The organism is Sphingobacterium shayense, assembly GCF_013179575.1.
Taxonomy (GTDB): Bacteria; Bacteroidota; Bacteroidia; order Sphingobacteriales; family Sphingobacteriaceae; genus Sphingobacterium; species Sphingobacterium shayense.
The window spans coordinates 1-13,022 of record NZ_JABMCQ010000117.1 but is presented as its reverse complement, the minus strand read 5'-3'; the positions used below and the strand labels follow the sequence as shown (position 1 = coordinate 13,022).

Genomic DNA, 13,022 nt, shown 5'->3' with positions numbered 1-13,022 from the left:
ATAATTTGTGCGTTCACAGGATCAAATCCGGAGAAAGGTTCATCGAGAATAATTAAATCTGGTTCGTGCACGACAGTCGCAACGAATTGGACTTTTTGTTGCATGCCCTTACTCAAGTCTTCAACTTTTTTGTCCCACCACGATTGAATATCGAGCTTATCAAACCAATACCTTATCCTGTGGTTTGCCTCATTTCTTTTTAATCCTTTAAGTTGCGCCAGGTAAAGCATTTGTTCACCTATTTTCATCTTTTTGTACAGTCCCCTTTCTTCAGGAAGGTATCCTATACGCTCAATGTGTTTAGGCTGAAGTTTTTCACCATCGAAAATTATCTCTCCACTGTCCGGAGCATTAATTTGATTAATTATCCGAATTAATGTCGTTTTTCCAGCACCGTTAGGTCCAAGCAAGCCAAAAATGCTTCCTTTTCGAATAGTCATGGATACATTATCTAAGGCTCGGTGAGTGCTGTATTGTTTGACGATATTATTAATTTCAAGCATTTGGTTATTGGAGTTTGGTTAAAAATAGCAGAATTATTCGAAAACAGTAAGGTATTGACGAAAAAAATCAATTGTTAATAGCAATGAGATTTTTTTACCTTTGTGTATGCTTATAAAATCTGCAGAGTTTGTGTGCAGTAACACACAGGTAGGGAAACTTCCGGCTCCGAGTATGCCGGAATATGCTTTTATTGGTCGTTCAAATGTCGGTAAATCTTCGTTGATCAATGCGTTATTGCATAAAAAAGGTTTGGCAAAGACGTCCCAACGGCCAGGTAAAACACAGCTCATTAATCATTTTATTATTAATGACGATTGGTACCTAGTGGATTTACCAGGTTATGGTTTTGCACAAACTTCGAAGAAAAACAGAGCAGAATGGGAAAAATTTATACGTCAATACCTTACTCGTAGAGAGAATTTACAATGTATTTTTGTGTTAATAGATAGCCGCCATGAACCGCAAAAGATTGATCTTGAATTTTGCTGTTGGTTGGGCGAACAAGGACTTCCTTTTTTATTAGTATTTACCAAGGCAGATAAGCAATCAGGAGTTAAATCTGATCAGAATGTAGCGAAATTTAGACGTGCATTATTGAATTGGTTTGAAGAGGTTCCGCAACATTTTATTACTTCCTCGGAGACCAAGTTAGGGACGGGAGAAATATTGATTGCAATTGATGAAATAAATGGTAGTTTCGAAGCACCAGTGATTCAGCATTAGCAATGAAGAAGTATATGTCATTAGTGCTTTTTGCACACAGCGTTTTTGCGCTGCCTTTTGCGGTTATCGGTTTTTTTCTTGCTATTCAAATAACAGATCAACTGTTTGAGTGGAAGCGATTGTTATTGATGTTAGTTTGTATGGTTACCGCACGTAATGCTGCTATGGCCTTTAATCGATATTTGGATCGTGATATCGATGCTGAGAATCCACGTACCGCCATGCGGGACATTCCTGCTGGGAAAATTTCGGCGCGAAATGCATTGGGTTTTACAATTGTAAATTGTTTGGTATTTATAGGAGCAACGTATTTTATAAATATGCTTTGCTTTTATCTCTCATTTGTCGCTTTGTTTGTGGTATTGTTCTACAGTTACACCAAACGGATCACACCACTATGCCATCTTGTGCTGGGCATTGGTTTGGGATTAGCCCCAATAGGAGCCTATTTGGTCGTTGCTAATTCTTTCGCTGTCATTCCTGTTTTCTATGGTCTTGCAGTTATGTGCTGGTCCGGCGGTTTTGATATAATATATGCATTACAGGACGAAGAGTTTGATCGCAAGAACGGATTGAACTCTATTCCCGCTTACTTTGGAGGAATAAAGGCGTTAAGAATTTCACGCATACTACACGTCATATCTTTTATATTCGTGCTCCTTCCTGCGTTTTATATGCCAGTAAGTTGGTTTTATTTCCTAGGGGTTATTTTTTATGGGCTCTTGTTGATCTATCAACATCGAATAGTATCTCCAACAGATTTAAGTCGTGTTGATAGAGCCTTTATGACAACGAATGGAATTGCATCTGTAATTTTTGCAATCTTCTATTTGCTTGACATAGTTTTCTTAGTTTAAACATTGCAAAATAATTTATTTTTTTCCTCGAACTGGCAAAATTTATTGCCATTCCACTTTGAAATAGCTTTATTTGCAGAAATCATTATTTTAAATGGCAAAGAACTTACTGATTGTAGAGTCACCAGCGAAAGCAAAAACAATAGAAGGATATCTAGGGAAAGACTTTTTAGTGAAGTCGAGTTATGGACATATCCGCGATTTGGTGAAGACCGATGATGCGATTGATACAGGGAATGATTTTAAACAAAAATATGAAGTGCCGTCGGATAAAAAGGCGGTAGTTAGCGAGTTAAAGAAGCTTGCTAAGGCAGCCGAGATGGTATGGTTAGCATCCGATGAGGATCGGGAAGGAGAAGCTATATCGTGGCATCTATTTGAAACCTTATCCCTCAATGAAGATAAAACTAAACGGATTGTCTTCCATGAGATCACTAAACCCGCTATTTTAAAAGCGATCGAGCAACCAAGACGAATCGATTATAATTTAGTGAATGCTCAGCAAGCTCGACGCGTATTAGACCGATTGGTAGGTTTTGAACTGTCACCCGTGTTATGGCGTAAAGTTAAACCATCGTTATCCGCAGGTCGAGTGCAGTCTGTTGCCGTTCGGCTGATCGTTGAAAGGGAGCGAGAGATAAATAAATTTCAGGCAGAAGCTTCATTTAAAGTTCTAGCCCTTTTTTCAACGGAGAACGCGAAGGAACAGTTTAAAGCAGAGTTACCACAGCGATTTGCAAAAAAGGATGATGCTAGCCAGTTTTTGAAAGATTGTATACAGGCGTTCTTCCAGATCAACTCACTGGAGAAAAAGCCGGCAAAGCGTTCGCCTGCGGCTCCGTTTACGACCTCCACTTTACAACAAGAAGCTAGTAGAAAATTAGGCTACTCTGTTGCTCGGACAATGCAACTTGCTCAGCGGTTGTATGAGGCTGGACATATAACCTATATGCGGACAGATTCTGTAAACTTGAGCGATACTGCAATACAAGCGGCGGAAAAGGAAATCGTTAATGCATACGGTGACAAATATCATAAGTTACGCCGTTTTAAAACTAAATCTGCTGGGGCACAAGAAGCCCATGAGGCCATTCGTCCGACGTATTTTTCGAATCATACTATTTCGGAAGGCGGAAGTGAAGGACGTTTATATGAGCTCATTTGGAAGCGGGCAATAGCGTCTCAAATGAGCGAGGCCGAATTCGAAAAGACTACTGCTAAAATATCTGTTTCAACCCGTAATGAAGAGCTTGTTGCGAGTGGTGAAGTTATGAAATTTGATGGGTTTTTGAAAGTGTATATGGAATCTACAGATGAAGATTCTGATTCCCACGCAGAGCAAAGCGATGAAAATGCACTTTTACCGCCATTAGCGAAGGGACAAAATTTGACATTGAAATCGATGCAAGCGACTGAACGTTTTTCGAGACCTCCTGCACGTTTTACAGAAGCTTCATTGGTGAAAAAATTAGAAGAGCTCGGCATAGGTAGACCGTCCACTTACGCACCCACAATTTCTACTATTCAGAATCGTGGCTACGTCGTTAAAGAAGATAGGGACGGCCGAGAACGCAAATTTGTCGTATTGTCAATTCACGATGAGAGCGTTGAAGAACAAGTCAAAACAGAAATGACCGGTGCAGAACGATCAAAAATGTTTCCAACCGATATTGGCGTTCTAGTAAACGATTTTTTGGTTGAGCACTTTAACGACATTATCGATTATCATTTCACCGCCAAAGTGGAGAAGGAGTTTGATGAGATTGCACAAGGTGAAAAGGAATGGACAAAAATGCTTTCTGAGTTTTACGGCCCTTTTCATGAAGGAATACAAGATACCTTGGAAAATGCTGACCGAGCAACTCACGAACGTGAATTAGGACTTGATTCGGAAACCGGAAAACCTGTCACTGTACGCGTAGGCCGTTTCGGGCCGCTGGTGCAGATCGGTAGTGCAGACGACGAAGAGAAGCCACGATTTGCGTCTCTAAGAAAAGGGCAAATGATCGAAACTATAACATTTGAGGAGGCGATGGATCTTTTTAAATTACCTAAAAAAGTAGGTGAATTTGAAGAAAAGGAAATGACTGTCGCTATCGGTCGATTTGGTCCCTATATTCGTCATGCAAGCGCATTCTATTCCCTACCTAAAGGTTTGGATCCGATGGACGTCACTAAAGAGCAAGCCATAGAAATTATTAAAGAGAAGCGGCAAAAAGATATTGATAAGATAATTCGTGTGTTTGAAGAAAACGAAGAAGCTCGAATCGAAAATGGTCGCTGGGGTCCGTTTATACGTTTGGGAAAACAAAATATCAAAATACCAAAAGACACAGATGTATCGACAATTACTTATCAGGATGTTTTGAAATGGGCAGATGCTGATCCAAAGGGTAAAGCGAAAGCCGCGAAGAAAACTGTAACAACAGCAAAAGCAGCCCCCACGAAAGCGAAGAAAAAAGCGACGACAAAAAGTAAACCGAAGAAATAAGTATGAAAGAGGATCTACCTGATAACATTGTTGAAGATATATCCATTGCGGTGGTTCTTGAAAATGAAACACCGACCGACGCTGTTTGGTCTGTATACTTAATTAACGAAAAAGAAGTTCCATTATCGAATGTCCTTGTTACTTCCAAAGGCTACGGTAAAAAGAATGGGCGAGAGGTTAAAACTACAACGTTAAGACATTTTATCGGAGCCGTTGGTGCAGAGCAGACGGTGAAGATAGAGATAATCGATTCGCAAGTATTCGGATTGACAAATGAATATTGGTTAAGCTACTATATCGACCAAACTATATACGATAAAAAATATATTTTTTTACCTGAAAGTATCGTGGACGAGAACTTGATAAAAGTCCCATTAGTGAATAAACCAGGAATTGTAATAGGAGGGACTAAATAATGAACAATTCAAATTTTATAATTGCAATTGATGGGTTTTCGTCCTGTGGTAAGAGTACGGTGGCAAAAGCATTAGCGAAGGAATTACAATTCGTATTTATCGATAGCGGTGCGATGTACAGAGCTGTTACCCTGTATTTTATACGTAACCATGTTGATCTTAATAGCGAAGTGTCGATCGTTCAAGCATTGGAAAATATACACATCGATTTTGTTCCCAATGGCGAAAAAGTTCAAATCCTGTTGAATGATGAAGATGTATCGGAGGAAATAAGATTGATGTATGTGTCTGAATTTGTTAGCGAAGTTAGTGCGATCAAAGCTGTACGTCAAGCAATGGTTGCTCAGCAACAGAAATTAGGCAGAAGTAAAAATATAGTCATGGATGGGCGAGATATTGGTACAACTGTTTTCCCACACGCTGATTTGAAAATTTTTATGACGGCGAGCCCAAATGTCCGTGCCGAGCGTCGATTTGCAGAGCTCACGGCGAAAGGCGAAACGATTACGATGGAAGAAGTCCGAGACAACCTAGCTCATCGAGATTACATTGATTCGACACGTCAGGAGAGCCCGTTACGTCAGGCAGAAGACGCCATTGTGCTGGACAATTCATATCTTTCGCAAGAAGAACAGTTGAAAATTGTTATAGAAGCATATAATCGACGAAAAGAAAAGGCTAGCATTTAAGATATTGCCAGCCTTTGTTTCTGTAGTTTTTTAATATGTTATTATTTTTTCTGCTGGAAAAAATCACGAATCGCTTTTTCATCCAACTTGATTTGTTCTTTCATGATGTCTAAGGATTCATACCATTGGTCGTGTCGGATGAATTTTAAGAATTTTACGCGTATCGTTTTCCCGTAGATGTCATCTTTGAAGTCTAGAAGATTAATTTCAATTTTTCGTGTCATCCCGTCTACAGTTGGACGTGTACCAATATACGCCATCCCTTTCTCGATGCATTCCGGTCGAGGTTCTACGTATCTACCAGTATTAATTGACGGTACATTGGAATAGATTTCGGCCTCTACTGCATATATACCATATGCAGGAATTAGCTTGTGATTTTCTAATACATTGAGATTTGCTGTAGGAAATCCGATCTCTCTGCCAATTTGATCCCCACGCACCACTGTTCCAGTTAGCTCGAAATTATATCCGAGATATTTATTGGCCGTCTCAATATCACCTTTAATTAATGACTCACGTATTCGCGTGGAGGAGACAGCAACATCTTCAATATCCTGCTCTGGAATTTGCTCTACAGCGAAATCATAAATCGTCGAATAATGTTTTAAGTCCAGTATCGATCCTTGTCTATCTTTACCAAAATGATGGTCATATCCAATAACAATTTGTTTTGTGCCAAGTTGTCCAACAAGTACTTCGTTAATATACTGTTCCGGACTAAGATTTGAAAAATCTCGGGTGAACGGAGTGATTATCAAGTGATCGATTCCCGCCAATGCTAGTCGGTTCGCTTTTTCTTCGATATCATTAATTAACCGTAAGCTTTCGTCATTTGGGTTAATTATTAAACGTGGGTGAGGAAAAAAAGTTAGTAATACCGTTTCTCCACCGATATTGTATGCACACTCTTTTAACTTAGATAAGATCTTTTGGTGTCCTATATGGACGCCATCAAATGTACCGATTGTAACGACGGCATTCGATAGAGGTTTAAACTCACCTAGGTTTCTATATATTTTCATTCCTAATAAAAGTAGGATTAGCTAAATGTTAATTTGTTTCTTTTTGCGCTTTAATGGCCTGTACCAGCTCGTCCAAATTCCAAGCATCTTGGACATTAAGTTTTCCGCTTTTAGTCCGTCTTAAGCTGCTTAGATGTGCCCCGATACCCAGTTCTTTTCCAAAATCGTGTGCAATCGACCGAATATAGGTTCCTTTGCTACATTCAATTCTGAAATGTACGTTTGGTAATTCTATTCGTTCAATTTCGAAAGCGTTCACTTTTACATTTCTCGCTTTAAGTTCCACTTCTTCTCCTCGTCGGGCCTTTTCGTATATCCGTTCACCGTTAATTTTTATAGCTGAATGGGCGGGAGGAAATTGCGAGATCTCGCCAATAAATCTTTCCGTTGCTTTATACAGATCATCTTCGGTGATATTTGAGTAGTCGAAGGTATGATCAACACTAGTTTCTAGATCGTAGGAGGGGGTTGAGGCACCTATGGTTATTGTTCCGGTGTATTCCTTATCTTCGGCTTGGAAAGATTCAATTTTTTTTGTGAATTTACCGGTACATAAAATAAGTAATCCGGTTGCTAAGGGATCTAACGTACCGGCATGTCCGACTTTTATTTTAAGGGGCTTCATGCTATTGCGTAGTTTTCCCACCACATCAAAGCTCGTCCAGTTTAAAGGTTTATCCACCAATAAAACTTCACCTTCTGCAAAATTAAAAGCAGAAGATTTTGTATCGTCTAAATTTGTCATTTATATGATTTGCAGACTTTTACCGCTTAATATTAATCCAATAATCACCAATCCAACAAGTATTCGGTACCAACCAAATGCTTTGAAACCATATTTTGTTAACACATTTATGAAACTTTTTATCGCAATGATTGCTACAATAAAGCCAACTATATTCCCTACAACAAGCAAATTGATTTCCTCTCCAGTAAAGCTATGTCCTTCTTTGAGAAACTTGTAAAGTTTAACAATGGATGCTCCTAACATCATAGGGATAGCTAGAAAGAATGAAAACTCCGCAGCAGCTTTCCTTGTTAGTTTTTGGGTCATTCCTCCGACAATAGTACTTGCGGAGCGAGATGTTCCCGGGATAAGTGCTAAACATTGGTACCAGCCGATGATAAATGCTTGTTTATAGGTGATATCATCAGAGTTTTCTAACTGCGGTTTATTAAACCATTTGTCGACGAAAAGTAACACGACTCCTCCGATTACGAGCATTACTGCAACCATCAATGGACTTTCAAGTAAAGAATCTATAAAGTCGTTTAAGATTAGACCCAAGATAGATGCAGGAATCGCTGCGACTATCAGTTTGTAGTAGAAATCCAACGATTTAAAGAATCGTTTAAAGTATAGTACCAATACCGAAAGGATGGTACCTAGTTGAATCACTATTGTGAAAAGTTTTACAAAAGGAGACGGTTCCATGCCCATTAGAGCGGTTCCGATAATCATATGTCCCGTGGATGATACAGGGAGAAATTCTGTCAGTCCTTCAATGATTGCTAATACAATCGCCTGAAAATAGGTCATTAATCTTGTGCTTTTTTATTTTTTGTTTTGTATAATATAGAGACGAATCCTAGAGCAAAGCCCAAGACTACAACCAGCGGAGCTACTGTTATTTTAGTGAAACTGTAAATATCTTCTGAACCTGCCATTAGGAAGAATCCAATCGCTACGGTAACAATACTTGCGATAAAAAGTTGATAATTTACCTTTTCAAATGCAAAACCATGATTTTCGACTTTAGTATTTGTTTTTTGTTTCTTTTCTGACATGTTTATGAATGTTATCGGTACAGACTATGAGACTTTGCTTTTAAGTATTTGGTTACCGCAAAGTATGTGCTAAACCCAGAGATTAGGATACCCAACACAACGACGATTACGAATATTGCTCCAAATTCATACCAGTTTCGAAGAAATACCAAATCTGGTATTTGCTGCTGCGCAAACTGCAAAGTAAAAATTAGCAATAAAATGGCTATCAGCGATCCAAGCAAACCATGAAAGATACCATACAATAAATAAGGTTTACGAATGAAGTTTTTCGTTGCACCGATTAATTGCATGCTTTTTATTAAGAAACGCTGTGAATAGATAGCCAAACGTATTGTATTGTTTATCAATGCTACTGCAATGATTAACAATACAACGGTGAATCCTAGAATTACAATTCCAATGATTCGTATGTTTTTGTTTACCATATCGATTAGTGATTCCTGGTAAATTATTTCTTTTACACGACTACTTTTAGATGCTTTCTGTATAAAATTTTGAATACTATCGGTATTAGCATATTGCTCCTTTAGGTAAACATCAATGGACGGTAGTAATGGATTATGCCCTAAATATTCCACAAAGTCTTCTCCTAAGTCTTCTTTCAGGTTTTTTGCGGCTAATTCTTTACTTATATACTCGGTTCGTAACACATACGGATCTTTTTCGATATCTTTTTGCATTGCGAGAACGTTACCTTCATTGACATTGTCATTAACGATAATATTGAGAACGATATTCTCTTTGACGTATTTAGATAAATTCTTTGCGTGTACTAAAATAAGTCCTAGTAAGCCCGTCATAAGTAATACTAATGCGATACTGATGACAGTAGAAACATAAACTGACTTCGTTTTCTTTCTTGGTGAACCTTCTTCGTGAGTCGACATATGTTGTTTTTAATGTATTTTGATGCGAAAGTAAATAATAATGCTCATTAAAGAAATATTTTAATATAATATATTCCAGCAACGATGTTCTTTTTCCTCTATTGAATTAACATCTAATATGCATATTTTATTGTTAATTGTGAAACTTTTAATGCTATTTCGCGGTAAAATCGCTATTTTCGCCTCTCTTTGAGAATAGTAGAACAGGTTATAAAAATGGAATACAATCATCAGTCTTTAGAAAAAAAATGGCAAAAGTTCTGGGCTGCTAACGGAACGTTTAAACCATCCGATAGCACAGATAAACCAAAATATTATGTTTTAGATATGTTTCCCTATCCTTCTGGGGCGGGACTACATGTTGGACATCCACTAGGATATATTGCATCTGATATTTTTTCTCGCTATAAGCGTCTAAAAGGATTTAATGTTCTACATCCAATGGGGTATGACTCTTTCGGTCTACCTGCGGAGCAATATGCAATTCAGACTGGACAACATCCTGCGATTACTACCGAGGTAAATATTAAAAGGTACCGAGAACAACTAGATAATATTGGTTTTTCATTCGATTGGTCGAGAGAGGTTCGTACCTCGGATCCGAAGTATTATAAATGGACGCAGTGGATTTTTATGCAGTTGTTCAATGCATGGTATAATAAAACGACCGATAAAGCGGAATCGATTGATACCTTGGTTGAGCATTTTGAAACTTCGGGATCTATAGGACTTAACGCGGTGTCCGATGATGATGTTGCGGAATTTTCGGCATCCGACTGGAGGGCATTTTCGCAGGACCAGAAAGAATCTGAATTATTAAAATACCGGTTGGCATACTTGCGTGAAAGTACGGTTAATTGGTGTGCTGCATTAGGAACTGTACTCGCGAATGACGAAGTAATTAATGGTGTTTCTGAGCGGGGTGGGTTTCCGGTTGAACAAAAGAAGATGATGCAATGGTCGATGCGCATTACAGCATATGCAGATCGTTTACTTCGTGGCTTAGATGATTTAGATTGGCCAGAGCCCCTTGTTGAAATGCAGAAAAATTGGATCGGTAAATCTGTTGGAGCTACGGTGAAGTTTCCTGTTCCGGAATTAGATACCTTTATCGAGGTTTTTACAACACGTGTGGACACAATTTATGGTGTTTCTTTTATAGTTTTAGCACCTGAGCATGAGTTGGTTGACGCTTTAACTTCTGCTGATCAATTATCTGTAATTCAGCAGTATAAAGAAAAAACAGCTAAGAAGTCTGAACTTGATCGGATGGCTGATACAAAGACGGTTTCGGGAGCATTTACGGGTGCATATGCAAAGCATCCTTTGACAGGTGAAAAGGTTGAGATTTGGATTGCTGATTATGTGCTTGCGGGTTATGGTACTGGGGCAGTGATGGCAGTACCGTCGGGAGACCAGCGAGATTACGTTTTTGCAAAGCATTTTCAATTACCTATTATACCGATTTCAGATTCGCAAAATATTGAGGAACAGGCTGATTCGAACAAGGAAGGTCATTATATTAACTCTGATTTCATAAATGGAATGACTTATCAAGAGGCGGTACCTGCGCTAATTGCTAAATTGGAGGGACTTAAGTTAGGTAGAGCTAAGGTGAATTATCGTATGCGTGATGCTATTTTTGGTCGTCAGCGGTATTGGGGAGAACCTGTTCCAGTTTATTTTAAAGATAAACTACCTTATCTTATTGATGAGAAAGAACTGCCGTTATTGTTACCTGAAGTTGATAAATATTTGCCGACGGAAACTGGAGAACCACCATTGGCACGAGCTGAAAATTGGAAATACAACGGGCATTTTGATTATGAATGGAGTACGATGCCTGGCTGGGCTGGGTCGTCTTGGTACTGGTTCCGCTACATGGACCCTGAAAACGATTCTGCTTTTGTTTCTAAGGCTGCTGTTGATTACTGGCAGTCAGTTGATTTGTATATCGGGGGATCCGAACATGCAACTGGACATCTATTATATTCACGTTTCTGGAATAAGGTGTTAAAAGATTTAGGGTATCATCAACAGGAAGAGCCTTTTAAGAAGCTTATTAATCAAGGGATGATCCAAGGTCGATCGAGTTTTGTTTATCGATTGTTAGACGATCAAGGTAAAGGTACGAACACTTTTGTTTCTCACGGTTTAAAGGATCAATATACTACCATTCCATTGCATGTCGATGTGAGTATCGTCTATAATGACGTTTTGGACATCGAAAAATTCAAATCTTTTCGCGCTGATTTTGCGCAGGCCGAGTTTATTCTAGAAGATGGTAAGTATTTCTGTGGGACAGAGGTAGAGAAAATGTCTAAATCGAAATTTAACGTAGTTAACCCAGATGATATTATTGAATCCTTTGGTGCTGATACGCTTCGTTTATATGAGATGTTTTTGGGGCCACTAGAACAGTCTAAACCATGGAATACGAATGGGATAGAAGGAGTATGTAAATTTTTACGTAAGGTTTGGAGGTTATTCTACGATGCGCAAGGCAACTTTGCAGTGTCGGATGAGACGCCTAGCAAAGCTGAGTACAAGGCTTTGCATAAAATTATCAAGAAAGTCGAAGAGGATATCGATCGTTTTTCTTTTAACACTTCCGTTTCGGCTTTCATGATTTGTGTTAATGAGTTGACAGATTTGAAGTGTAATAAGCGTGAAATCCTTCAAGACCTTATTGTTGTTCTTCAGCCTTATGCTCCTCACATTACCGAGGAATTATGGTCTCTTCTAGGTAATCAGCCAGGAGGTATCTCTTTTGCGAGCTACCCTGTGTTGAACCCGAACTATTTGGTTGAATCGGAGTTCGCATATCCTGTTTCTATTAACGGAAAAATGAAAATGAATTTGTCTTTGGCGCTCGATTTGGATAATAAACAGGTTGAAGAAACCGTTTTGTCGAATTCAGATGTTCAGCGTTATCTCGATGGGAAAGTGGTGAAAAAATTTATATTTGTGAAAGGTCGCATTGTCAATATTGTAGTTTAGTAGAAAACTCGATTGGTCAATCCTAACATAACCTATCCACGTTAAAGATCGTTCAAATTGGACGATCTTTTTATTATCGTTGTATTTAGTGATAATTAAATTTATCACTGTATTTGTTGATAAAATATTTTATCATTAAATTTGGTGATAAGTTATTCAGTTGTTATATTTGAATGGAAACGCTAAAACTATGATAGCAGTAATAACAGGGGATATTGTCAAATCACGTACCGGTAATCCCGATGTATGGATGCCGGAGCTACGAAACGCATTATCTGTTTATTCCGATAAATTTGATATTTTTAGAGGTGATAGTTTCCAGGCAGAAATAGCAATAGAAAAAGTTCTTGAAGCAACATTTTACATAAAATCGAGTCTTATTTCGATTCAGTTGGATGCTCGTATCGGGATAGGATTAGGAGATCGAGATAAGAATGCTGAACATGTTAAACATTCGTTTGGCACAGCTTTGGTATATTCGGGAGAAGCCTTTGATGAGCTCAAAAAGGAGACTGCTTACCTTCGCTCAGCAAATCCAGAGCTTGATGCACTTTGTAATACAATCTTACCGTTAATAACGGAAATCAGTAATCGGTGGACGCCTAATATAGCAGCCACGGTTAAAGGTGCTATTATACA

12 protein-coding genes and 1 pseudogene are annotated in these 13,022 nt (G+C 38.6%); 7 read left to right on the top strand and 6 right to left on the bottom strand.

Annotation, left to right across the window (positions count from 1 at the left end; genetic code table 11):
* Positions 1-503, bottom strand: a 503-nt coding sequence (locus HP439_RS13255; protein WP_172390818.1) for an ABC transporter ATP-binding protein, incomplete at its 3' end; no start/stop codon positions are given.
* A 106-nt stretch (positions 504-609) separates the two neighbouring features.
* On the opposite strand from HP439_RS13255, the gene yihA reads away from it, so the two are divergent.
* From yihA to cmk, 5 genes are all read left to right on the top strand, one after another.
* Entirely contained in the window at positions 610-1,227 is a 618-nt protein-coding gene (gene yihA / locus HP439_RS13250; RefSeq protein WP_172390817.1) for a ribosome biogenesis GTP-binding protein YihA/YsxC, read from the top strand.
* A 2-nt stretch (positions 1,228-1,229) separates the two neighbouring features.
* Positions 1,230-2,084, top strand: coding sequence for a 4-hydroxybenzoate octaprenyltransferase (locus tag HP439_RS13245; RefSeq protein WP_172390816.1), 855 nt, complete (start codon positions 1,230-1,232; stop codon positions 2,082-2,084).
* A gap of 94 nt (positions 2,085-2,178) precedes the next feature.
* On the top strand, positions 2,179-4,575 hold the full coding sequence (topA, locus tag HP439_RS13240) for a type I DNA topoisomerase (RefSeq protein ID WP_172390815.1): 2,397 nt from the start codon (positions 2,179-2,181) through the stop codon (positions 4,573-4,575).
* A gap of 2 nt (positions 4,576-4,577) precedes the next feature.
* Positions 4,578-4,991, top strand: coding sequence for a hypothetical protein (locus HP439_RS13235; protein ID WP_172390814.1), 414 nt, complete (start codon positions 4,578-4,580; stop codon positions 4,989-4,991).
* A complete protein-coding gene (gene cmk, locus HP439_RS13230) occupies positions 4,991-5,680 on the top strand; it encodes a (d)CMP kinase (RefSeq protein ID WP_172390813.1) in 690 nt (229 codons plus the stop codon). The genes HP439_RS13235 and cmk overlap by 1 nt, the downstream gene beginning before the upstream one ends.
* Before the next feature lie 41 nt (positions 5,681-5,721).
* Here the strand turns inward: cmk and HP439_RS13225 are convergent, their stop codons facing one another.
* Genes HP439_RS13225 through HP439_RS13205 form a run of 5 tightly spaced genes read right to left on the bottom strand, consistent with a single transcriptional unit; the run spans position 5,722 to position 9,383 of the window.
* Complete coding sequence (locus tag HP439_RS13225; RefSeq protein WP_172390812.1) at positions 5,722-6,705, bottom strand: bifunctional riboflavin kinase/FAD synthetase; 984 nt, start codon at positions 6,703-6,705, stop codon at positions 5,722-5,724.
* Positions 6,706-6,733: 28 nt separating this feature from the next.
* Complete coding sequence (gene truB / locus HP439_RS13220) at positions 6,734-7,450, bottom strand: tRNA pseudouridine(55) synthase TruB (protein ID WP_172390811.1); 717 nt, start codon at positions 7,448-7,450, stop codon at positions 6,734-6,736.
* Positions 7,451-8,245 carry an undecaprenyl-diphosphate phosphatase gene (locus HP439_RS13215; RefSeq protein ID WP_172390810.1) on the bottom strand — a complete coding sequence of 265 codons (795 nt, stop codon included), beginning with the start codon at positions 8,243-8,245 and terminating at the stop codon, positions 7,451-7,453.
* Positions 8,245-8,493 (bottom strand): DUF3098 domain-containing protein, encoded by a 249-nt coding sequence (locus HP439_RS13210; protein ID WP_172390809.1) that lies wholly within the window; start codon positions 8,491-8,493, stop codon positions 8,245-8,247. The genes HP439_RS13215 and HP439_RS13210 overlap by 1 nt, the downstream gene beginning before the upstream one ends.
* Before the next feature lie 11 nt (positions 8,494-8,504).
* Positions 8,505-9,383 carry a cell division protein FtsX gene (locus tag HP439_RS13205; protein WP_172390808.1) on the bottom strand — a complete coding sequence of 293 codons (879 nt, stop codon included), beginning with the start codon at positions 9,381-9,383 and terminating at the stop codon, positions 8,505-8,507.
* A 216-nt stretch (positions 9,384-9,599) separates the two neighbouring features.
* On the opposite strand from HP439_RS13205, the gene leuS reads away from it, so the two are divergent.
* Together leuS and HP439_RS13195 are read left to right on the top strand one after the other, a co-directional pair.
* Positions 9,600-12,383 carry a leucine--tRNA ligase gene (leuS, locus tag HP439_RS13200; protein ID WP_172390807.1) on the top strand — a complete coding sequence of 928 codons (2,784 nt, stop codon included), beginning with the start codon at positions 9,600-9,602 and terminating at the stop codon, positions 12,381-12,383.
* A gap of 190 nt (positions 12,384-12,573) precedes the next feature.
* Positions 12,574-13,022: pseudogene (locus HP439_RS13195) on the top strand (hypothetical protein); the annotation flags it as partial.